Source organism: Microbacterium sp. SORGH_AS_0421, assembly GCF_030818635.1.
Lineage (GTDB): Bacteria > Actinomycetota > Actinomycetes > Actinomycetales > Microbacteriaceae > Microbacterium.
On sequence record NZ_JAUTAO010000001.1, the window covers coordinates 389792 to 411984 of the forward strand.

Sequence of the window (22193 nt, forward strand, 5' to 3'; positions counted from 1 at the left end):
AGCCTCAGCCGCCGGCGTGCTGACGCAGCCACGCGATGGGGTCGATCGGGGTCGTGCCGTTCTGGAGGATCTCGACGTGCGTGTGCGCGCCGAACGATCGACCCGTGTTGCCGGTGCGTCCGAGGAACTGGCCGACGTGCACCTTCTCGCCCGGGGTGACCTGGAGCGAGCCGTACTGCATGTGGCCGTACCGGCTCGAGACGAGCTGTCCGTCGATCACGTGGTCGATCAGCACGGTCACCCCGAAGGCGCCACCCTGCTCGGTCGCGATACGGACGGTGCCGTCGGCGATCGCCTGCACGGGCGCACCCTCGCCGGGCACGAAGTCGGCACCCTCGTGGAAGCCGCCGTCGCGCATGCCGAAGCCGTACGAGATCGAGACGCCGACCGCGAAGGGCCACTGGATGGGCGACGTCGGGTTGTTGACGTAGAAGTTGGTGGGGTACTTGATGCCCGAGTCGACGGCCATCTTGGAGTACGTGGTGGCGCTGTAGCCGTCGGCGCGGTCGACGACCGCGGCCTGCGACTGGGCCGGGGCGACGTACGCCTGGATCGCCCCGTCGGACGAGGCGACGTCTCCGCCGACCGCGAGACGCGTGGTCGCGGTGTCGGCGACCGGAGCGGTGATGCTGTCGGTGCCGCTCGCCGAGGCGATGGCGCTGACCGGCATGGTCATGCCCACGGTGAGGAGTCCGACAACGCCCATGACGCCGACCGAGAACGAGGTCGCGGCGATGCGGCGGACGTTGCGGCGGGTGCGGGGAGCGGCCGCGGCGGGCAGCCCCTCCGACACCGGCTCGGGAGCGGGGGTGACGGGAGCCGCCTGCTGCGTGGGCGTCTCGCCGGTGAACGAGAACAGGCGCGCGGCGGTGGTGAATTCATCGGCCACGGTGTCGTCAGCGGGGAACGCGGCGGCGGCGGCAGGCTGCTCGATAGCGGCCTGTTCGAGCGGCTTCGACGCGCGCGCCGCGGCCGGCTCGGCGGCAGCGACGGCCGGCTCGGCTACAGCCTCGTCGGCGGTCGAGTCGAGGATGACCGACGCCTGGGGGCGACGGCGCGACCGACGGCTCACGGGAAGCGTGATGGGCGAGGTCGGGAGGGACACCGGGGTGGTGGCGACGGCGCCGTCCGCGCTCTGCAGGATGACGGCGACGTCGTCGGCACGACGCTGCTCGTCGACGACGGTGACGTCGAGGGCGTCGGAGGCCGCGGCATCCGGAGTCTGCTCGGCGGGAGCCGCGGCGGCGGCGCGAGGCGGCAGCGTGGGCTCGATGGTCGCGGCGATGACGGTGCCGACGACGGCAGCGGCGACGCTCTCGATCAGCTCGGACTGAGAGGCGGCGTCGGCGTCGACCGGGGCGGGGTCGGCGCCCTGCGGCTCGGCGGCGGGGGCCTCGAGCGTGGCGACGGGGGTCTCGCTCGCGGAGCGACGGCGCATCTCGGCTCGGGTCAGCCGGGGGGTCGTCTCGGGAGCGGGCGTGGGGAGGGGGCGACGAGACCGTCGGGTGACGGCGGGCTCAGTCTCAGAGGCTTCTGACGGCAACGCGGAAGGGCTCTCGTGTCGTGTCGCGAACGCGACGGCTTCGGGCTTGGGGGCTTGGCCATCTCCGCAGGTTCGGGTTGCGGAAGATAACGAACTGGTAAACACCCTACCTCGGCTGATCTGAGAATGCCATGGGCGCGACCTCTGTCACCGCTCGTAGTCGAGGAGCGGCTCGAGACGGCGGTAGAACTCCGGCCCCGCGGCGATCACCATGCCGTTGCCGGGGCGTCCGCCGGGGGCTCCCCCGACGACTCCGCCCGCTTCGGCGACCAGCAGCGCGCCGGCGGCGTGATCCCACGGCTGCGTGCCGCGCTCGTAATACGCGTCGACGCGACCGGCGGCCACCGAGGCCAGATCGAGGGACGCCGCGCCGATACGGCGCACGTCACGGGCGATCGGCATGACACGCGACAGCTGCTCCAGGGCCGGACCGTGGGTCTCGGGGTTGTACCCGAAACCGGTGGCGACGAGTCCCCCGGCGGGGCCCACCTCGGCGACCGACAGGCGCTGGTCGCCGAGCCAGGCGCCCCCACCGCGCGAGGCGCGGAAGAGCTCGCCCGTCACGGGGTTGAAGACCGCCCCGGCGAGCGCGGTCCACGACGCGGTCTCGGCGGTGCCCTCGACAGCGGCGATGCTCACGGCCCAGGCCGGGATCCCGTAGGCGTAGTTGACGGTGCCGTCGATCGGGTCGACGACCCACGTGATGCCGCTCGTTCCCTCTTCGGCGCCGGATTCCTCGCCGAAGAAGCCGTCGTCCGAACGCTCTCGCGCGAGCTCCGCGCGAATGAAGGCCTCGACCTCGCGGTCGGCGGCGGTGACGATGTCGGCGGCGGCCGATTTGGTCGCGGCGACCGTCACGCCCTCGCGACGGCGACGGTGGGCGAGTTCACCGGCCTCCCGAGCGATACGCGTGGCGATCTCGAGCAGGTCGGCTGCGGAAGTCATGGCATCCAGGCTACGTGCGCCACCCCCTTCGGCGAATTCGCCGCTGTCGTTAGCGTGGGCTCATGACCGCTTCGGATTCTCGCCGGTACGACGTCGTCATCGTGGGGGGCGGGCACAACGCCCTCGTCGCCGCGGCCTATCTCGCCCGGGCAGGGCGCAGCGTGGTGGTGATCGAGAGATCGGATGCCGTGGGCGGCGCCGCCGTGTCGGAGCGCCCGTGGGCGGGTGTCGATGCGCGCCTGTCGCGCTACTCGTACCTGGTGAGCCTGCTGCCGCAGAAGGTCATCGACGACCTGGGTCTGCGCGTCGACCTGCGCCGCCGCCGCTACTCCTCCTACACACCCGACCCGGCCGATCCCACGCGCGGGATCCTCGTCGATACGCGGGATGCCGAGGCGACGGCCGCCTCGTTCGCGCGCACCCTCGGCGACGCCGACGAGGCCGAACGTTTCGCGGCGTTCGGCGAGCGCCTCACCCCGGTGGCCCGGGTGGTCTTCCCGACGATGACCGAGCCGCTGCCCACGGCGGACGAACTGCGCGAACGCGTGGGCGACGACGAGCTGTGGGAGGCCCTCACCACCCGCCCGCTCGGCGACCTGCTGCGCTCTTCGTTCGAGAGCGATCTGGTGCGCGGTATCGCCCTCACCGACGCGCTCATCGGCACCTTCGCCTCGTCCGACGACCCCTCCCTCGCGCAGAACCGCTGCTTCCTCTACCACGTGATCGGCGGCGGGACCGGGGACTGGGACGTGCCCGTGGGTGGCATGGGCGCGGTCACGGCCGAACTCGAACGCGCCGCTCGCGAAGCGGGGGCCGAGATCGTCACGGGGGTCGAGGTGATCTCGATCTCGCCCGACGGCGACGTGCACACCATGACCGACCGCTCCGACGTCTTCCACGGCGACCTCGTGCTCAGCGGCGTCGGCCGCGCCGTCCTCGACCGCCTGCTGACTGCGGGCGGCGCCGCCACGACGGGGGCGGAGGAGCCGGAGGGTGCGCAGGTGAAGGTCAACATGCTGCTCTCGCGGCTGCCCCGTCTCCGAGACGAATCGGTGACCCCCGAGGCCGCCTTCTCGGGCACCTTCCACGTCAACGAGACCATGACCCAGTTGGATGCCGCTCACGTGGCGGCATCCGGAGGGCTCATCCCGGAGCCTCTCCCGGTCGAGATCTACTGCCACTCGCTCACCGACCCGTCCATCCTCGGTGAGGAGCTGCGCGCGTCGGGCGCGCAGACGCTCACGATGTTCGGCCTGCAGGTGCCGCACCGGCTCATCGCCGACACCGACCCGGTCGCCGCGGGAGCACGACTGCTGGCCGCCGCCCAGGCGTCGCTGGAGTCGGTGCTCGCCGAGCCGCTGCGCGACTGCATCCTGCGGGCGCCCGACGGCCGGCTCTGCATCGAGGCCCGCACGACCAGCGACCTTGAAGCCACGCTCAACATGGCCGGCGGCGACATCTTCCACGGCGCCCTGTCGTGGCCGTGGCTCGACGCGCCCGCCGACTCCCCCGCCGCGCGCTGGGGAGTGGCGACGCCGCACGCGCGGGTCTTGCTGTGCGGGGCGAGCGCTCAGCGCGGCGGGGCGGTGAGCGGCATCGGGGGCCAGAACGCGGCGATGGCGGCGTTGGAGATCCTCGGTCGGTGAGGGCCGGGGCCGGGGCCTCCCACCATCCTGCGGAGGTTCTGCGCGACACACCGCTCAGGCCCTCACCGTTCCCGGCGTGTCACCGCCGAACTCCGCACGACGGTCCGCCATGGGCGCGGAGCGTCTCGACGATCTGGGCGACGGCATCCATCAATGCCAGTGTCGACGGCCCGGCGTAGCCGAACACGACCGGCCGCCGGGGCGGGTCGACAGGTACCCCTCCCCCGCGAAGATCTCGTACGCGGCGACCACGGTCCCGCGGCGTCGGGAACGACGTAGCCGCCACCCGGATCCTCGACGTGCCTGTCGTGCGCGCCGTCCTGCGGACTCCGACCCCGACACACCGACCCACACCACCCCGACCCGGCGGGTCGCCACCGGTCTCCGCCGGACGGTACGCCCGCGGCACCGTCCCGGGCCCACCGAAGAGGCGGAGCCGCCCCGAAGGAACGGCCCCGCCGTCGGGGGGGGGAGAGATCAGCCGACCAGCGGCGGCACCTCGTACCGGCGCGGCGTCCCGAAGCGGTGCGCGGTGATCGACACGGCCTGCTCGCGCAGGAACGGCAACAGCTCGACGTGCCGCGGCGCGGGTGACGTCGCCTGCGTAGAGGGCGACCGAGGGCGAGCCGTTCGTCGCCTCGGCCACCGCCACGGGCGATCCGCCGAGCAGGCGGATGCGGCCACCCGTCCGGGCCAGCCGCGCAGCGCGGCGACCCCACTCGGCGGCGTCTTCGACCGCGGCGCGGACGCCGACGCCCTCGAGCCAGGCACGCACCGCGGGCGAGAGCTCGCGAGCCGTGCTCACCGTCACGGCCGACCCGGCGCGGACACCCGCGGCGACCACGCGCACGAGCGCAGCCTCCGACGCGTCCTCGACGCGCACGGTCACCGGAACCGCGGCGTAGCGGAGCACGTTCTGCTCCGACTCCAGGCCGGTCACGTCACGGGCGAGCGAGAACTCCCCGGCCCACGCGGCGGCATCGCTCGAGAGGGCGGATGCCACCCACTCGCGGTCCGCGGCGGGCACGGCCGCCAGCGCCGGGGCGGCGAGGGCGGCGGGCGTGCGGGGCGACGAGGTCTCGGCATCCGCCCACGTTCCGAAGCCGAACAGGTAGTGCGGTCCGCCGGCCTTGGTGCCCGCGCCGACGGCGGACTTCTTCCAGCCGCCGAAGGGCTGGCGCTGCACGATGGCGCCGGTGGTGCCGCGGTTGACGTAGACGTTGCCGGCCTCGATGCGCGCGAGCCAGGTGTCGATCTCGGACGAATCCAGCGCGTGCAGGCCCGAGGTGAGGCCGTACTCGATGGCGTTGACGATCTCGATCGCGTCGTCGAGGGTCTCGGCGGTCATGATGCCGAGCACGGGACCGAAGTACTCGGTGCGGTGGAACTCGCTGCCGGGCTGCACGCCCTCGCGGATGCCGGGCCGCCACAGCATCCCCCCGTCGTCGAGGCGCTTCGGCTCGACCACCCAGCGCTGGCCGGGCTCGAGCGACGTCAACGCACGCAGCAGCTTTCCCTGAGCAGGCTCGATGAGGGGTCCGATGCGCGAGGCCTCGTCCCACGGCATACCGACCTCGAGCGAGGTGACGGCATCGACCAGCTGGTCGCGGAAGCGCCGCGAGCGCGCCACCGATCCGACGAGCACGACGAGGGATGCCGCGGAGCACTTCTGGCCCGCGTGGCCGAAGGCCGACATCGCGACGTCTTTCGCGGCGAGGTCGAGGTCGGCACTCGGCGTGACGATCACGGCGTTCTTGCCGCTCGTCTCGGCCAAGAGCGGCAGGTCGGGGCGGAACGAGCGGAAGAGCTCCGCCGTCTCGTAGGCGCCGGTGAGCACGACCCGCTCGACGGCGGGGTGCGTGAGCAGCTGACGACCGAGATCGTTCTCGGACACCTGCACGAGCTTGAGCACCTCACGGGGAACCCCCGCCTCCCACAGCGCCTCGACCATGACGGCGCCGGAGCGCTCGGCGAGACCCGCGGGCTTGATGACCACGGCGGAACCGGCGGCGAGCGCGGCGAGGGTCGAGCCCGCGGGGATCGCGACGGGGAAGTTCCACGGCGGGGTGACCACGGTGACACCGACCGGGGTGAAGGTCGCGCCGTCGACGGCCTCGAGAGTGCGCGCCTGCTCGGCGTAGTAGTGGGCGAAGTCGATCGCCTCCGACACCTCGGGGTCGCTCTGCTCGATGACCTTGCCGCACTCGGCGCCCATGACCTCGAGCAGGTCGGCGCGACGCTTCTCGAGCGCGTCGCCCGCGCGGTGCAGGATCTCCGCGCGCTTCGCGGCTCCGAGCTCGCGCCAGCCCGCGGCAGCCGTCGCGGCATCCTGGATCAGTGCGTTCAGCGTGGCTTCGTCGGTGACCGTGTGGTCAGCGATGGTCCGCGCGCCGAGCGTCGAGTCCTCCATGCGCGCGACGATCGCCCGCGACCAGTCGCGGTTCGCCTCGATCGCCGGGTCGGAGTCGGGGGTGTTGCGGAAGCCGTGCGCGGGGGCGAGAGGGGCCTCGGCCGAGCGGTCCTGCACCCGGTTCGAGGCGGGAACGCCCTCGGGCATGTCGGCGAGGGATGCCAAGAAGCGGTCACGCTCTCGAGAGAACAGCGCCTCGTGGGTGTCGAGGTCGAACACCGCCGACATGAAGTTCTCGCTCGATGCGCCCTCTTCGAGGCGGCGGATCAGGTACGCGATCGCGACGTCGAACTCCTGCGGGTGCACGACGGGGGTGTAGAGCAGGATCGAACCGACCGTGCGGCGGACGACGGCCTGCTGCGCGGTCGCCATGCCGAGAAGCATCTCGACGTCGATGCTGCCGGTGACTCCGCGACGCTCGGCGAGGAGCCAGGCGAGGGCGACGTCGAACAGGTTGTGGCCGGCGACGCCGATCCGCACGTTGGTCGTGTGCTCGGGGCGCAGCGCGTAGTCGAGGACGGCCTTGTACGACGCGTCGGTCGCCTGCTTCGAGGGCCAGGTGGCGAGCGGCCAGTCGTGCACGTCGGCATCCACCCGCTCCATCGGCAGGTTCGCGCCCTTGACCACGCGCACCTTGATGGGGGCTCCCCCGGATGCCACGCGCGCGGCGGTCCACTCCTGCAGGCGGATCATCGCGGCGAGCGCGTCGGGCAGATAGGCCTGCAGCACGATGCCGGCCTCGACGCCGTGGAACTCGGGCTCGGCCAGCAGCGTCTCGAAGACGGCGAGGGTGAGGTCGAGGTCTTTGAACTCCTCCATGTCGAGGTTGAGGAAGGTGCCGGTCTCTTTCGCCACACGGTAGAGGGGCCGCAGGGCCGCCACCGCGTCGGCGACGGCGGCGTCGAAGGCCCAGGGCGTGTGCGGGGCGACGGTCGACGAGACCTTGATCGAGACGTAGTCGACGTCGTCGCGCGAGAGGAGCTTTCGGGTGCCGGCCAGGCGCCGCGCGGCCTCTTTCTTGCCGAGGATCGCCTCGCCGAGCAGGTTCACATTGAGGCGGATGCCGTCTCCCCGACCGCGGATCGAGGAGATGGCCTCGCCGAGCTTGCGGTCGGTGGCGTCGACGATCAGGTGGCGCACCATCGAGCGCAGTGCCGTACGGGCGGCGGGCACGACGATCTGCGGCAGGATGGGCGCGGCGAACGCACCGAGGCGGATCGCGGCTTTGAGGTGCAGCGGCAGGAAGCCCGGGATGAGCGGGGTGAGCGCGGCGAGGTTGCGCGCGGCGACGCGCACGTCTTCGGGGCGCACGACGCCGTCGACGAAGCCGACGGTGAAGTCGAGGCCGTGCGGGTCGCGCAGAACCCCGGCCAGCCGCTGGGCTGCGGCGTCGACGGGCTCGTTCCGGCTCTCGGCGAGCCAGCGGCGCACGAGGGCGATCGCCTCGTCGGCGAGCTCGTGGGCAGAGACGAGTGCGGCGGGGGTGGTGCCGGACGTGGTGTCGGGGACATCGGTGAGCGACATGGCGATCCTTCCTCGGATGTTTTCAGCATGGGGCTGCCATCCGTTCGGGAAAAGCGATGATTCCTGACGCATACTGATCGATGAAAACGAAGGGATGCCATGTTCGACCTGCGCCGTTTGCGCCTCTTGCACGAGCTGTCGGTCCGCGGCACCCTCGCGGCCGTCGCCGACGCCCTCTCGTACAGCCCGTCGACCATCTCGCAGCAGCTCGCCCTGCTCGAGAAAGAGGCCGCGGTGCCGCTGCTCGAACCGGACGGACGGCGCGTCCGTCTGACCGCCCAAGGGGCCGCTCTCGCGGCGCACGCCGCGCGCATGCTGGCCGCCGATGAAGCGGCCCGCGCCGAACTGGAACGCATGCGGCCGTCGCTGGCGCCCGTGCGGGTGGCCGTCATGCAGTCCGCCGCGCACGGCCTACTCCCCCGAGCCCTCGACGCCCTGGCCGGGAGCGAGCCGAACCTGCGCATCGAGGTCGCGGAGCTCGCCCCCGAGGAGGGACTGTTCGAGGTGGCCGCGCGCGGCTTCGACCTCGTCGTGGCCGAGCAGTACCCGGGTCACACGCGCGAGCATCGCGAGGGGCTCGAGCGCAGCCTGCTGGGGCGGGATGCCATCCGTCTGGCCGTCTCGAGCGACGATCCGGCGCAGAGCCTGGAGGACCTGCGCGAGCGCGCCTGGGTCATGGAGCCGGTGGGCACCGCCGCCCGTCAGTGGGCGACGCAGCAGTGCCGCGCCGCCGGGTTCGAGCCCGACGTGCGCTTCGAGATGGCCGACCTCACCGCGCACGCCCGGCTCGTGGCATCCGGTCATGCCGTCGGCATGATCCCCGATCTCGTCTTCGCGGGCGAGACGCCTCCCGTGCGACTCGTGGGCCTGCCCGGGCAGCCGCGACGCGAGGTGTTCACGGCCGTCCGCCGCGGAACGGCCGACCGCCCCGGCGTACGCGCGGTGCGCGAAGCACTGCAGGTGGCGTACGACCGGGGCGGCCGATAGGGCGCCTCTCGCAGACGATCACTCCCGTCTGCGAGCGGACGCTTACTTCGTGAGCGCGATCTCGTTCGGCGTGTGATCGAGGGTGACGCTCTTCACGACCGCGCCGGTGGTGAGATCGACCGCGTGCACGGCGTTCTTCGCGGGCTCGGTCACGTAGGCGATGTCACCCGAGACCTTGATCGCGGGGTGGGCGTCCTGCCACTCGACCGGGCCCTCCCACGCGTCGATCACGGGGAAGGCGTCGGTGAACGCCCCCTTCTCGAGGTCGAGCACGTGGATCGCACCGTCGGAGGCCAGGACGTATCCCAGATCCTGCGGACCGCGCGCCAGGTCGCGGAAGGTGTACTCGGCCCCTGCGGGCATGTCGATGACGGTCTGCGTCTTGGCGGCCGTGTCGACGACGGAGACGCGGTGCAGCAGGTACCCCTCGGCGTCGCGGTCGTCCTTGTAGTCGCCGAGCACGAGCGGGCTGGTCTCGCTCACGAACATGTTGCCCGAGCGTCCGTACGGCTGGTCGGGGGCCTCGATCTTGGTGATCTGACCCTCGTCGAGCACGAGAGCGCCGTTGTCGCACCCGAAGACGACGACCTCGTCCTTGGCGGTGCCTTCACCGTGCACGCCCGGGCAGGCCGCGTTCTCGGCGATGGTCGCACCCGAGGAATCCTTCACGACGATGCCCGTACGACCGTTGGCGTTGCCCACGGTGGTCACGAACGAGCCGTCCTCGAGCACGATCGATACCCCGTGGTGCGCCTCGACGCCCGGAACCGTCTCGACCTCGGGAAGGGACTCGGTGGATGCCAGCAGCGCATCGGTGTCGAAGATCGTCGAGTCGCTCGTGCCGTCGGCGTAGAGCACCGTCTTTCCTCCGTGCGTCACCACGTGACCGGGCTTCGACGCCGGGAAGACGAGGTCGGTGAGCTCGGGCTCGGCGGCCGAGGTCCCGGCATCCAGAACCTGGAACCCCTCGCTCATGGTCACCATGATGTGCTGGCCGTCGCCGGCGGAGTTCAGGCGGGTGAACTCCTCCGACGAGAAGTCGCCGACGGTCTCGAGGGTCTGACCGTCGAGCACCAGGATGCCGCCGGGGTACGACAACGCCACACGCGTGGCCGCCTCGGCTGCGACGGTCGAATCCGGGGACGCGGACCCGGGGGCGGTGCCGCCGGCGCAGGCCGACAGGGTGACGGTGGCGCCGATCGCGAGGGCGACCAGGCCCGCGCGGGGCAGGGAGAAGCTGCGCATGGGTGTCTCTTTCTTCGGTGGGCGGGTCTCGTCAGGGCGAGAGCCCGGTGGCGATGCGCTCCGTGTTGACGCGCATCATGGTCAGGTAGTCGGGGGCGTCGCCCGAGGCGTCGGTGAGCGACTCGGTGAACAGCTCGGTCACCTCGACGTGGCGGTCGGCTTCTTCGGCGAGCGCGCGTACGAGCCGGTCGGGAGACGAGGACTCGGCGAAGATCGTCGGCACCTTCGCCTCGTCGATGGCCGCGACGAGGTCGGCGAGGTCGCTCGTACTCGGAGCGGCGAGGGTCGTCCCGCCGGGGATCACCGCCCCGATGAGGCGGAAGTCGAAGCGATCGGCGAGGTAGCCGAACACGTGGTGGTTGGTGACGAGGGCACGACGCTCGGCCGGGATCGCGGAGAAAGCCGCGGTCATGTCCGCGTCCAGCGTCTCGAGCTGCGCGCGGTAGCCGGCGGAGCGCTCGGTGACGGCGGCCCCGCCGAGGCTCTCGAGCGCGGGAGTGAGCCGGTCCACCACGGCGATCATCTGCGCGGGGTCGGTCCAGAAGTGCGGGTCGTCGGCCCCGTCTGCGTCGGCGGAGGTGTACGGCAGCACACGGACGGCGTCGCCCGCGACGATGGTGCGCACCCCGTCGGCGGACGCGGCGTCGAGGTGCTGTTGCAGCCCCTCCTCGAGACCGAGTCCGTTGGCGACCAGCAGGTCGGCGGAACGCATGCGCGCGGCCTCGGCGGCGGAGATCTCGAACGAATGCGGGTCGGCGCCCGGGCGCATGAGGGTCAGGACCTCGACGTCGTCGCCCGCCAGCTTCGACACGACGTCGCCGAGGATGTTCGTGGTCACCACGACCAGAGGTCGATCGGATGCCGCGGAACCGGCGCATCCGGTGAGGCACAGGAGAGCAGCCGCGGCGAGGGCGGCGAGGGTGCGGCGCATGTCAGCGTCCCGTCTCTGCGAAGAAGAGCGGCGTGCGCTCGGGGGCGAACTCGCGCGCCACCCGCGCATCGTCGGCGAAGTCGAGCTCCCACATGCGGTTCTCGGCCGGCCCGTTGAGGTACGCACGCTGCTGGTCGGCGATCAGGGTCACGGGCAGTCCCGCGGCGAGGCTCTCCGAGACCAGAGGGGCGGATGCCGCGCGCACCGCGCCGGTGTCACCGTCGAGCACGAGCACCCGACCGCCCGCAGTCAGGGCGAGGACGTTCGCGTTCTTGTCGTCGACCGCCGTGACCTGCACGAGCGGCTCGGGGGCGGGAAGCAGCGTCCACGCGCGCTCACGGGTGTCGAGGATCCAGATTCCGGCGTCGCCCGCGAGAGCGGCGACGCTCGGTCGACCCTCCCGGTTGTGGAAGCCCGTGGCGCGGGGCGCGGTGGCCCCGGACGGATACGGAACGACCTCGGCGACCGGCTGCTCGCCGTTGACGCTCACGAGCACGGCGCCGTCCCGGCAGCCGATCACCGCTCCGACGCGTGTCGTGATGGTGCCCGCGGGTTCGGCGCACGGGGTCGTCACCCCGATCGCGGTTCCGTCTGCCGCGTGCAGCGATACCTCGCCCGCGGAGGCGATGGCCGCGAACGACCCGGCGGGGACGACGAGACCTGCGCCCGGCTCCGTGGTGACGCGGAACTTCTCGGCTACTTCGCCCTTCGACAGCGCCTCGGTGTCGAGCAGGACCGCCTCGCCGGAGTCGGGGAAGAACACCCCCGTGCCGCCCGTGGTCGACGAGTTGGAGGTCGCCACCGTGGCCACGCCATCGCCCGCGACCTCGCCGATCACCCGTGCGGGTGCCCGGTAGTAGTGGAAGTGGTCGACGTGATCCCACGTCCACACTCCGCTGTCGACGATCGAGACGCCGTCGGCAGCGGCAGAGAAGAGGTAGCGACCGTCGGAATGCACCGCCGCGGGCGCGCGGACGGTTCCGAGGTCGGCCGTCGACTCGTCGAGGAGGTCGAGGTGCGAGACCCGACCGTCGGCGTCGATCGAGGTGAGCCCGAGCGCGGGCTCGGCCAGCTCTGCGGCGCCGTCGATCTGGCCGTGAGCGTCGCTCTCGGCAGTCGCTGTCGGGGCGGACGGCGCGGACGGCGCGGCACAGCCCGCCAGGGCCAGGAGCAGGAGCGCGCCGAGGGGCGCGAGAGATCGAGTGGGATGAAGCATGGGGTCTTTTCCGGTGGAGCGGGAAGGGAAGTCAGGCGGGTACGGCGATCGTCGTGGGAAAGCGACGACGGGCCTGGTCCGTGGCGAGTCGCAGCAGCCACGAGACGCCGGCGGCGGCGATCGCGGTGGCGGCGATCGTCGCTCCGGCGGCCGTCGCGGCGTGCCACGAAACGAGGAGCCCGACCGCGACGGCGGCCGCGCCGATACCGGCCGCGAGCACCATGGTCGAGGGGATGCGTTCGGTCCACTGCCTCGCCGCCACGGCGGGAGCGACGAGCAGCCCCACCACCAGCAGCGAGCCGACGGCCTGGTACGAAGCCACCACGGCGAGTGTCACCAGACCCACCAGTACCGTCTGCGCCAGACGCGGGCCGAGTCCGAGCACCCGCGCGACGCGCTCGTCGATCGCGAGGGCGACGAGCGAGCGGTGCGTCAGGGTCGCGGCAGCGATCCCGACGACGACCGCGATGGCCAGGACGACGAGATCGGCGCTCGTGATGGCGAGGATGTCGCCGAACAGGATGGCCGTGGCATCGGTCGCGAAGCTTCCCGCGTGCGAGATCACGATCACGCCGAGTGCGAGCATGCCGACGAACAACAGGCCGATGCTCGTGTCGTACGAGAGCTTTGCACGCCGCTGCACGGCACCGATGCCGAGGCTCATCACCACGGCGCTGGCGGCCGCCCCGATGAGCACGGGCACGCCGAGCACGGTGGCCAGGGCCACACCGGGGAGCATGCCGTGCGCGAGCGCCTCGCCGAGGAACGCCATGCCCCGGACGATCACCCAGGTGCCGGCCACCGCGCAGAGCACCGCGACGAGCACGCCGCCCAGGAGGGCACGCTGCACGAACTCGAGCGAGAAGGGATCGGTGAGCCAGGACACGGTGTTCGACCGTAGCGTTAAGTGAGAACGGTTATCAAACTCGTATGATGGAGATATGACGACTCCCGCCCTGCGTGCCCGCGGTCTGCGCGTCGAGTTCCCCGGGACGGTTGCCCTCGACGACGTCGACCTCGACCTCCCCCGCGCGGCCCTCACCGTGATCGTCGGGCCCAACGGTGCGGGCAAGTCGACGCTGCTCGAAGTTCTCGCGGGTGCCCGCATACCGGCATCCGGGGCTATCGAGTTCGGCGATCAGTCACGCGCCTTCGTCCCCCAGCGAGCAGCCGTGGGAGAACACCTCCCCCTCACCGTTCGCGATGTCGTGACCGTGGGGGCGTGGGGTCGCATCGGCCCCCTCCGCCGCCTGACGCGCGAGGATCGGAAAGTGGTCGACCTCTCGATGCGGCGACTCGACATCGCGCACCTGGGTCGGCATCCGTTCTCATCCCTGTCCGGAGGACAGCGTCAGCGCGCCCTGTTGGCACAAGGCCTCGCCCGACAGGCCGAGATCCTGCTGCTCGACGAACCGACCACCGGGCTCGACACGGCGAGCGCGGAGCTCAACCGCGCGGCGATCGAGGAAGAGATCCGCCGCGGCGCGACGGCAGTGTGCGTCAGCCACGACGAACGGCTGATCGCGGAGGCGGACCAGGTGATCCACCTCGAGGCCGGTCGCCTCAGACCCGCGTACGAACCCGCTCCGTGATGCGGCGGAGTAGAGCCGCGGCAGCCTCGGCAGCCTCGCGCGGTTCCGACAGAACGGCCGCCTCGACCTCGCTCGAGAACCGGCGGAGACCGTTCCACGGCTCGACCTCGAGGTCGATCTCGAGGTAAATGTGGTTGACGCGCCGATCGTCGGCGTCGAGCTCACGGCGCAGCAGACCCCATCTCGGCCGATGAGCCGGTCGACGAGGGTGGTCACCCCGGCAGGAGTCACCCCCAGCCGAGAGCGGAGGTGGGAGGGGCGGATGCCGGGCTCGTCGCAGATGCAGCAGAGAGCCGCAGCCTCCAGCTCGCTCACACCGAGGTCGGCGCGTGCCTGCGCGGCCATCTCGTCACGCGCTTCGACGTACTCGTCGAGCGCCATGGTCAACGCGGAGGACTGAGTCATTCCACCACCTCCTCCTTCATGGCCCGGCCGGCCACAACTCCACCATAGTGAACATCCTGAATATTTTGCAGAATTAATTAAGTTTGTGAAATACGTGCTACCTTAATGATCAGCCCGTCGACCCCGAGCGAAGGAGATCGCCATGGCCACGTTGTTCTACGGATCCGACAAGGACCCGATCGTTCTGCCCGATCGCCTGATGGGTTACATCAAGGTGATCACCTCGACCAAGCTCCGCCGCGGTGAATCGTTCACCCTGACGTGGACCGGCACCCCCGAGAAGAAGCCGGCCGCTCCACGATCTGGCTCCAGCCCTCCATTCCCCTGCGGTTCGTCTTCGATGCCGTCGAGCCCGAGCAGCTCGTGGGCGAATACCTCCGGTCCCTCGCCGACCAGGCGAACGCCGCCTCGGGTCTCGTGATTGACACCCACACGTGGGAGGCCGCCGAGCAGGCGACCCACGCACCTGTCCGCGCGGCACGTCCCGCCGGTCGCCCCGTCCGCGCCGCCTGATACCACCTCGAGGCCCGTCGGTCGACTTCTCTCATCACCCCGCATAATGTGGGGGCGCGCCATATTCGTGCGAATGAATCGGAGAGGCCCATGCCGGTACGAACTTTGCTCGACAAGTCCCTCCTCGAGGCGTGGCTGACCGAGTTCCGCGCGCTCGGCTATCTCACCGGCAGCGATATCCGCGTCCTCGATCAGGAGGACGAGACCGACCCGGACTCCGGACTCATCGTTGTCGACCTCACCGAGGCGAAGACCATCACGTACTTGCAGCCCATCACCGGCGGGGACGGCAGTTGGAAGGCGACCATGGAGGCGCGCGACGCCACCATCGAGCTCGGCGCCGTCGCCCTGGTCAACCTCGGCAACGAGGTGAACGTGCTCGGCGCGCTCGTGAGCTTCCTCGAGGCGAAGTCGAAAGCGCTCCTCGCAGCAGGCTGAGCCCGCAACGCTGGGGAACAAGAAAAGGGCACCCGATCCGGGTGCCCTTTTCTGATGGTGGTGGCGAGTGAGGGATTCGAACCCCCGAATGCAATGCAGTCTGATTTACAGTCAGATCCCTTTGGCCGCTTGGGTAACTCGCCAGGTGCGCACCCGTCCGGCTTTCTCAGTCGACCGGAGGCGCGATAGACCACTCTACTATCCCGCGAGGGATGCTCGAAACCATCCCGCTCACTCGGGCGTGCGCAGCAGGGCGCCTTCGTGCCGGCAGGTCGCGGCGGCGACGTCCATGGCGCGCGAGAGCACGGCATCCCACTCCCGAGCATCCGCGGGCAGTCGGTCGCGCACGAGGGCGGCGGTGGTGGCGAGCACCGCGTCTCCCCCGCCCATCGTGTCGACGATGCGCCCGGGAAGATCCGCGATCGGATGCGACACCGAGGTGCCGGCCGCATCGATCGCCGCGCCACCCGCGCCATAGGTGGCGAGCACCGCGCCGACGCCCAGGTCGACCAGCCGTGCGCGCAGGTCGTCGAGGGGCCCGCCGTACAGCAGTTGCGCGTCGTCCTCGCCGACCTTCACGAGAAGAGCTCCGGATGCCGCCCGCTCGAAGCCGCGGACGAACTCGGCGCGGTCCCGCAACATGCCGCTGCGCGGGTTGGGGTCGATCGCGAGGGGCATCGAGAGCGACGCCGTCGCCTCCACCAGCAGGGAGGTCTGCTCGGGGTCGTCGAAGGGGAAGCAGCTCACGACGACCATCGGGGCGGCCGCGATCGCGGCGCGCTCGGCCTCTCCGTACGCCACACGTCGGTTCTGTGCCGCCTCGTTGAAGACGTACTCGGGCTCGCCACCCGGCGAGCGCGTGCTCACGGCGCGCGAAGACCCGTGCTTCGCGGGGCTCGCGAGCAGCTCGACGTCGTGCTCGTGCAGGAAGGCGCGGATTTGCTCCCCCGCCGCATCGTCGCCGACCATGGCGATGAGCGAAGCCGGTACCCCCAGCCGCGACAGTCCCACCGCCACGTTGAGTCCCGCTCCGCCGACGAACTCGCGCACACCGGTCTCGTCGCGGATCTCATCGATCAACGCGTCGCCGATGACGACGACCCGCCCGGTCACCGCGAGACCTCGGCGGTGTCGAGCACGCGGCTGACGAAGTCCTCGGTGCGGCGCTTGGTGCCGTCGATCTTGCGGTCGACGCTCGCGCGGATCTCGCTCGGCGCCAGGGGGGCGGCCAGGCGCACGGTCTCGTGGCACGACATGTCGGCGCAGATGTAGGTACCGACGGTGTCGCCGTGCTCACCCGCTTCACCGGCCTTGCGCGCCGTGAACAGCGACACCTGGTCGCCGGGCTGCATCGTGTGGCAGAGGTTGCACATCGCCGAGCGCGCCCGGGACTGGCCCTCGGCCGCGCGCAGCACGATCGCGGCGGGTTCTCCGTCGGTTTCGGTGAGGACGTAGCCCCGCCCGCGCGTGCGCGGATCGCGCCAGGCCAGGAAGTCGAGGTGATCCCAGTCCGTCAGCACGAAGTCGAGCGGAAGCGCCACGACTCGCAACTCTTCGGCGGTGGCGTTGACGAACGCCCCCCGCACCTCTTGTTCCGTGAGTGCTCGCATGGCATCCGAGTCTACGAGCGCCTCTACCCGCATGGGGCGGACGATGTCGAGGGGGTGTCGACGCGGGGGCCGCGAATAGAATCAATCCATGGCTGATTCTTCGTTCGACATCGTCTCCAAGATCGACCGGCAGGAAGCCGACAACGCGCTCAATCAGGCGCATAAAGAGGTGGAGCAGCGGTACGACTTCAAGGGCACCGATGCCTCCATCGCCTGGAGCGGCGAGTCGATCGTCATCAAGGCGAACTCCGAGGAGCGCGCCAACGCCGTGCTCGACGTCTTCCAGACCAAGCTCATCAAGCGCGGCATCTCGCTCAAGAGCCTCGAGACCGGCGAGCCCGTGCAAAGCGGCAAGGAGTACCGCATCACCTCCACGCTCAAGGAGGGCATCTCGCAAGAGAACGCGAAGAAGGTCAACAAGATCATCCGCGACGAGGGCCCCAAGGGCGTCAAGTCGCAGATCCAGGGCGATGAGCTGCGCGTGCAGTCGAAGTCGCGCGATGACCTGCAGGAAGTCCAGCGCCTCCTGAAGGCCGCCGATCTCGACGTCGACCTGCAGTTCACGAACTACCGGTAAGCCCCGAGTCGGAGCGAGGCCGTGGTCACGCGATGAGCGTTCCCGACGGATACCCGCGTTGTCCGACCTGCGGCGACGTGTTGCGGTTCGAGGTCCTCGACGACGAGCGCTTTCTCGTGGCGTGGTCGTGCGTGACCTGCGGCCTCATTCGCACGACGGAACCGGTCTGAACGACCCTGTTCCTCGATGGAGTAGCCGAAAGATCGACCACCCCGAGTCGATCAGCCCTCGATGCCGTTGATCATCTGCGTGATCTCGCGCTCGGTCTCCCGACCGATGTTTCGCTCCTCCATGTGAGAAGGCATGTCGCTGTCGTCGTCGACGGAAGGGTTTTCGAACGGCTGCTTCTGATCCTTTTCCATACTTCGATGCTCACACGCCGACGCGACCGCGGCGAGGGGGTTGCGCGTCAGCGGTCGCCCCGCAGGGCGGCATCCGTCCACTCTTCGTGCGCGACCTCGCCGCGGGCGACGGCCTCCTCGCGCTGGCGGAGTTCGACGCGGCGGATCTTGCCCGAGATCGTCTTCGGCAGCTCGAAGAACTCGACACGGCGCACACGCTGGAACGGCGCGAGCCGCTCGCGCGCGAAGCGGAGGATGTCGAGCGCGACCTCTTCGCCCGCCTCGTGGCCCGCGGCCAGCACGATGTAGGCCTTCGGCACGGCGAGCCGCAGCTCGTCGGGGGCGGGCACGACGGCGGCCTCCATCACTGCGGGGTGCTCGATGAGCACGCTCTCCAGCTCGAACGGGCTGATCTTGTAGTCGGACGCCTTGAACACGTCGTCGGTGCGCCCGATGTACGTGATGCTGCCGGTCTCGTCGCGTCTCGCGACATCGCCGGTGTGGAACAGACCGTCGGCGAAAGCCTCGGCGTTGCGCTCGGGATCGCCCACGTAGCCGGTCATGAGGTTGACGGGCCGTTCGGCGAGATCGATGCAGATCTCGCCCTCGTCGCCGCGCTCGCCCGTGACCGGGTCGACGAGCACCACGGGGCAGCCGGGCAGCGGGCGACCCATCGAACCGGGCACGAGCTGGGCGTTCGGCGTGTTCGCCACCACGGCGGTCATCTCGGTCTGGCCGTAGCCATCACGGATATCGAGGCCCCATGCGCGCTGCACCGAGGCGATGACCTCGGGGTTGAGCGGCTCGCCCGCTGACACGACCTCGCGAAGCGCGCCGCGGCGCCCGGTGAGATCGGCCTGGATGAGCATGCGCCACACGGTCGGCGGCGCGCAGAAGGTCGTGACGCGGTCGTTCTCGAGCTCCGAGAGCAGCCGCTCGGCCGAGAAGCGCGAGTAGTTCAGGGCGAGCACGGTCGCCCCCGCGATCCACGGCGCGAAGAACAGGCTCCACGCGTGCTTGGCCCACCCGGGCGAGCTGATCGCGAGGTGCACGTCGCCGGGCTGCAGCCCGAGCCAGTACATCGTGCTGAGGTGGCCGACCGGGTACGACGAATGCGTGTGCTCGACGAGCTTGGGCTTCGAGGTGGTGCCCGAGGTGAAATAGAGCAGCAGGCGGTCGTCTGCGGTGGTCCCCGGATGCCGGGCCGGCTCGGCATCCGTCTGGAAGGCGTCGTCGTACGTCGCCCAGCCGGCGTATTCGCCGCCCACGACGATACGGCCGAGTCCCTCGGGCAGGTCGTGGAACTTGTCGGCATCGGCTGCGCCGACGACGACGTGACGGATCTCGGCGCGCGCGATGCGGTCGGTAAGATCGACCCGGCCGAGGGCCGTGGTGGTCGGGGCGATGACCCCGCCGATCTTCATGATCGCGAGCATCGCCTCCCAGAGCTCGACGCGATTGTCGAGCATCAGCAGCACCGACTCGCCGCGACGGACGCCGCGGGATGCCAACCATGCCGCGACCTGGTCGGAACGGCGCGCCAGCTCGTCGAACGTGCGCTGGTGGTGGGTGCCGTCGTCGTCGACGACGATGAGGGCGGGCGCGTCGTTTCCGCGCGCCATCGGGTCGAACCAGTCGATCGCCCAGTTGAACGCACCCTCGAAGGTCGGCCAGCGGAAGGACGCCGCCTGCTCGGGGGCGGTCCGCGCGGCGAGGAGTTCGTCTCTCGCGGCCCGGTAGCGCTCGGTGGCGGACGCGTCGGTGGGGATCATGGTGCTCCTTCGATCGTCGGCCCATTCGAGTCGACGTGACGACGCTACTCCCCCCGGTTCGACGCGCCTCGCTAGGGACGCAGCCCGGCGGAGGACTCGTCGGGATAACCGAGGTGGGGTCGACGCCGACCGTCTGCCTCCGCAGACAACTGCCCGGAGCCTGTGCGCCGATACCGGAGCGGGGTGCCGCCGATCAGTCGCGCACGCGCTGCGCCAGGTCGGCGATCTCGTCGAGGTGCACACGCATCGCCGCTTCCGCGGCATCCGGATTCGCCGCCCGCAGGGCTCGCAGGACGCGGGCATGCCCCTCGTGCGAGAGTCGACGGCCGTCGGCGGCGACGTGCGAGAAGAGCCGGGCCTCGAGCGTCCACGACACGGTCAGCTCGCTGAGAGAGGCCAGCAGAGGGTTGCGTGTGGCCGCGGCGACCCCCGCGTGGAACGCGATGTCGAGCTGCACCGACCGCTGCCCGTCGAGCACGGTGCTCGACTCGGCGACGACCGCCTCGAGCTCGTCGAGTTGCGCGTCGTCGATCCGGGTCGCAGCGAGACGGGCGATCTGCGGCTCGACGACGGTTCGGAACTCGGATGCCGCGGCGATCGACGTCTGCTCGTCGTCACCCCACGACGCCAGGGCCGCAGAGATCGGAACGCGAGCGCTCACGCGCGTCCCGCTGCCATGACGGCGTTCGACCAGACCGGCCGACTGCAGACGCAGCAGCGCCTCGCGCACCGCGGAGCGCGAGACGACCAACTGCTCGGCCAACTCGCGCTCGGTGGCCAGCCGGTCGCCGGGCTTGAGCACCCCCGCCAGGATCAGAGCGTGCAGGCGCGCCACGATCTCTTCGTGCACCGACCCGCCGTGCCGCTCCAGCGGCGCGAGTGCTGCGTGATCGCTCATCGGCCCTCCCGCCCCCATCCTCCCAGGCGGCGCCTCTCGCTCTGCACAGATTGGTCAGACCGTAACGACCCCGAAACACCCGAACCGGGTCGACGAAACGACCGAAGCACACAATTGGACCGACCACGGGCAACGGCGGAGGAGCGGCTATGACCACGGAGAACAGCACGAACGGTCGTCGCGGTCTCGCGACCACCTGGCGGATCCTCCGTCACCCGGCGAGCCTCATCGCGCTCGCGGCGGTCCTGGGCATCGTCTTCGGACTGCTCACCGGCGAGTGGGCGGCGAACCTGAAGTTCGTCGGAGACCTGTTCATCCGCCTCATCCAGATGGCGATCGTGCCGCTGGTGATGGCGTCCGTCATCGTCGCGACGGGCTCGATGACGGGGTCGGGCATGGGGCGCATGGCCGGACGCACGTTCGCGTGGATGATCGGGTTCTCGATCGTCGCGGCCGTGATCGGATGGGCACTGGCCACCCTGCTCCAACCCGGTGCCGGCATCGACTACTCCGGCGCCGTCGACCCTGCCCTGCAGGAATCCGCCACGCCGGCCGGCTGGCAGGAGACCGTCCTGGGCTTCGTCTCCACCAACATCTTCAACGCCATGTCGACCGCGAGCATGCTGCCCATCATCGTGTTCTCGCTGCTGTTCGGCCTGGCCCTGAACGGGTACGTGCGCACGACCGGCAACCGTCTCGTGCTCACCCTGCTCGACCAGCTGCAGCAGATCGTGCTCGGCATGATCCGTCTGGTCATGCGCATCGCCCCGATCGGCGTGTTCTGCCTGCTTGCCGCCCTCGCCGGCGACGTGGGCTTCGCCGTCGTCACCAGCGCGCTGTCGTACCTCGGCTCCACCCTCGTCGGCGTGATCATCGTGACGGTGCTGTTCGTGATCGTCGTGGCCCTGCGTACCCGGCTCAACCCGGCCGCCCTGCCGGGCAAGCTCGCGGAGCAGACGATCATCGCGGTCACCACCACGAGTTCCGCGGTGACCTTTCCCACCGTGCTGAAGAACACCGTCGAGAAGGTGGGCGTCAGCCAGCGGGTGGCCAACTTCACGCTGTCGGTCGGTCTGACCATGGGCTCCTACGGCGCGGTGCTGAACTACACGATCGTCATCCTCTTCCTCGCGCAGGCGTCCCGGGTCGAGCTGACCCCCGGCCAGGTCGTTCTCGGCATGGCCCTGGCGATCATGCTCAACATGGGCACGATCACCGTGCCGGGCGGCTTCGCCGTCGCCGCGACCTTCCTCGCCACCTCGCTCGGGCTGCCGCTCCAAGCGGTCGGCCTGTTGATCGCCGTCGACTGGTTCACCGGCGTCTTCCGGACATTCCTGAACGTCAACGGCGACACGATGGTGGCCATGCTGGTCGCCGACGCCACCGACGAGATCGATCGGGACGTCTACGCCGGACGCAAGACAGTGGCCTCCGAAGAGATCGACGAAGAGGCGCTCTCCGACAAGTACGCGGCCGCCGACCGCGCCGACTGACCCCCACCGAGCGCAGTCGCCGCCGTCGTGGGCTTGCACAGCCGGACGGCGGTGAGCGCACGAACGACGAACCGCCCCGTCCGAAGACGGGGCGGTTCGATCGAGAG

General features: G+C 70.5%; 18 protein-coding genes, 1 tRNA gene and 1 pseudogene. 7 read left to right on the forward strand and 13 right to left on the reverse strand.

Annotated features, from left to right (window positions below; all coding sequences use genetic code 11):
- Positions 1-4: 4 nt before the first annotated feature.
- A complete protein-coding gene (locus tag QE416_RS01920; RefSeq protein WP_307313045.1) occupies positions 5-1438 on the reverse strand; it encodes a M23 family metallopeptidase in 1434 nt (477 codons plus the stop codon).
- A 252-nt stretch (positions 1439-1690) separates the two neighbouring features.
- Positions 1691-2488 (reverse strand): inositol monophosphatase family protein, encoded by a 798-nt coding sequence (locus QE416_RS01925; RefSeq protein WP_307313046.1) that lies wholly within the window; start codon positions 2486-2488, stop codon positions 1691-1693.
- A 62-nt stretch (positions 2489-2550) separates the two neighbouring features.
- Between QE416_RS01925 and QE416_RS01930 the strand changes: the two genes are divergently transcribed.
- The gene (locus QE416_RS01930; protein ID WP_307313047.1) at positions 2551-4134 is read left to right on the forward strand and encodes an NAD(P)/FAD-dependent oxidoreductase; all 1584 of its coding nucleotides are present in this window, start codon (positions 2551-2553) and stop codon (positions 4132-4134) included.
- 477 nt (positions 4135-4611) lie between these two features.
- Here the strand turns inward: QE416_RS01930 and QE416_RS01935 are convergent.
- A pseudogene (locus QE416_RS01935) lies at positions 4612-8068 on the reverse strand (bifunctional proline dehydrogenase/L-glutamate gamma-semialdehyde dehydrogenase).
- 99 nt (positions 8069-8167) lie between these two features.
- On the opposite strand from QE416_RS01935, the gene QE416_RS01940 reads away from it, so the two are divergent.
- Positions 8168-9055, forward strand: a complete 888-nt coding sequence (locus QE416_RS01940) for a LysR family transcriptional regulator (RefSeq protein ID WP_307313048.1) — start codon at positions 8168-8170, stop codon at positions 9053-9055.
- A gap of 42 nt (positions 9056-9097) precedes the next feature.
- On the opposite strand, the gene aztD is transcribed toward QE416_RS01940, so the two are convergent.
- The 4 genes from aztD to aztB are packed head-to-tail and all read right to left on the reverse strand — an operon-like array spanning position 9098 to position 13333.
- Complete coding sequence (gene aztD, locus QE416_RS01945) at positions 9098-10300, reverse strand: zinc metallochaperone AztD (protein WP_307313050.1); 1203 nt, start codon at positions 10298-10300, stop codon at positions 9098-9100.
- 31 nt (positions 10301-10331) lie between these two features.
- Entirely contained in the window at positions 10332-11231 is a 900-nt protein-coding gene (aztC, locus tag QE416_RS01950) for a zinc ABC transporter substrate-binding protein AztC (protein WP_267787996.1), read from the reverse strand.
- Position 11232: 1 nt separating this feature from the next.
- Complete coding sequence (locus QE416_RS01955) at positions 11233-12447, reverse strand: ABC transporter (protein ID WP_307313053.1); 1215 nt, start codon at positions 12445-12447, stop codon at positions 11233-11235.
- 31 nt (positions 12448-12478) lie between these two features.
- Complete coding sequence (gene aztB, locus QE416_RS01960; RefSeq protein ID WP_267787998.1) at positions 12479-13333, reverse strand: zinc ABC transporter permease AztB; 855 nt, start codon at positions 13331-13333, stop codon at positions 12479-12481.
- 55 nt (positions 13334-13388) lie between these two features.
- Here aztB and aztA point away from each other — a divergent pair, with 55 nt between their 5' ends.
- The 3 genes from aztA (at position 13389) to QE416_RS01975 (ending at position 15395) form a co-directional block, all read left to right on the forward strand.
- On the forward strand, positions 13389-14039 hold the full coding sequence (gene aztA, locus QE416_RS01965; protein ID WP_267788000.1) for a zinc ABC transporter ATP-binding protein AztA: 651 nt from the start codon (positions 13389-13391) through the stop codon (positions 14037-14039).
- Positions 14040-14705: 666 nt separating this feature from the next.
- Positions 14706-14957: a hypothetical protein gene (locus QE416_RS01970; RefSeq protein ID WP_307313054.1), complete on the forward strand. Its 252-nt coding sequence runs from the start codon at positions 14706-14708 to the stop codon at positions 14955-14957.
- A 90-nt stretch (positions 14958-15047) separates the two neighbouring features.
- Positions 15048-15395 carry a hypothetical protein gene (locus tag QE416_RS01975; RefSeq protein ID WP_210073182.1) on the forward strand — a complete coding sequence of 116 codons (348 nt, stop codon included), beginning with the start codon at positions 15048-15050 and terminating at the stop codon, positions 15393-15395.
- 58 nt (positions 15396-15453) lie between these two features.
- Here QE416_RS01975 and QE416_RS01980 read toward each other — a convergent pair.
- The 3 genes from QE416_RS01980 to QE416_RS01990 all read right to left on the reverse strand — a co-directional run bounded on the left by QE416_RS01980 (position 15454) and on the right by QE416_RS01990 (position 17005).
- A tRNA-Tyr gene (locus tag QE416_RS01980) sits at positions 15454-15538 on the reverse strand.
- An 88-nt stretch (positions 15539-15626) separates the two neighbouring features.
- Entirely contained in the window at positions 15627-16508 is an 882-nt protein-coding gene (locus tag QE416_RS01985; RefSeq protein WP_267788004.1) for a PfkB family carbohydrate kinase, read from the reverse strand.
- Positions 16505-17005 (reverse strand): FBP domain-containing protein, encoded by a 501-nt coding sequence (locus tag QE416_RS01990; RefSeq protein WP_267788005.1) that lies wholly within the window; start codon positions 17003-17005, stop codon positions 16505-16507. The genes QE416_RS01985 and QE416_RS01990 overlap by 4 nt, the downstream gene beginning before the upstream one ends.
- Positions 17006-17093: 88 nt before the next feature.
- Between QE416_RS01990 and QE416_RS01995 the strand changes: the two genes are divergently transcribed.
- Positions 17094-17582 (forward strand): YajQ family cyclic di-GMP-binding protein, encoded by a 489-nt coding sequence (locus tag QE416_RS01995; RefSeq protein WP_210073176.1) that lies wholly within the window; start codon positions 17094-17096, stop codon positions 17580-17582.
- Between the two features lie 221 nt (positions 17583-17803).
- Here QE416_RS01995 and QE416_RS02000 read toward each other — a convergent pair whose 3' ends face one another.
- The 3 genes from QE416_RS02000 to QE416_RS02010 all read right to left on the reverse strand — a co-directional run bounded on the left by QE416_RS02000 (position 17804) and on the right by QE416_RS02010 (position 20593).
- A complete protein-coding gene (locus QE416_RS02000) occupies positions 17804-17944 on the reverse strand; it encodes a hypothetical protein (RefSeq protein ID WP_210073172.1) in 141 nt (46 codons plus the stop codon).
- A 47-nt stretch (positions 17945-17991) separates the two neighbouring features.
- Complete coding sequence (locus tag QE416_RS02005; RefSeq protein ID WP_267788008.1) at positions 17992-19695, reverse strand: AMP-binding protein; 1704 nt, start codon at positions 19693-19695, stop codon at positions 17992-17994.
- Positions 19696-19888: 193 nt separating this feature from the next.
- A complete protein-coding gene (locus tag QE416_RS02010) occupies positions 19889-20593 on the reverse strand; it encodes a FadR/GntR family transcriptional regulator (protein WP_307313055.1) in 705 nt (234 codons plus the stop codon).
- A 149-nt stretch (positions 20594-20742) separates the two neighbouring features.
- Between QE416_RS02010 and QE416_RS02015 the strand changes: the two genes are divergently transcribed.
- Positions 20743-22086, forward strand: a complete 1344-nt coding sequence (locus QE416_RS02015; protein ID WP_307313056.1) for a dicarboxylate/amino acid:cation symporter — start codon at positions 20743-20745, stop codon at positions 22084-22086.
- Positions 22087-22193 lie beyond the last annotated feature (107 nt).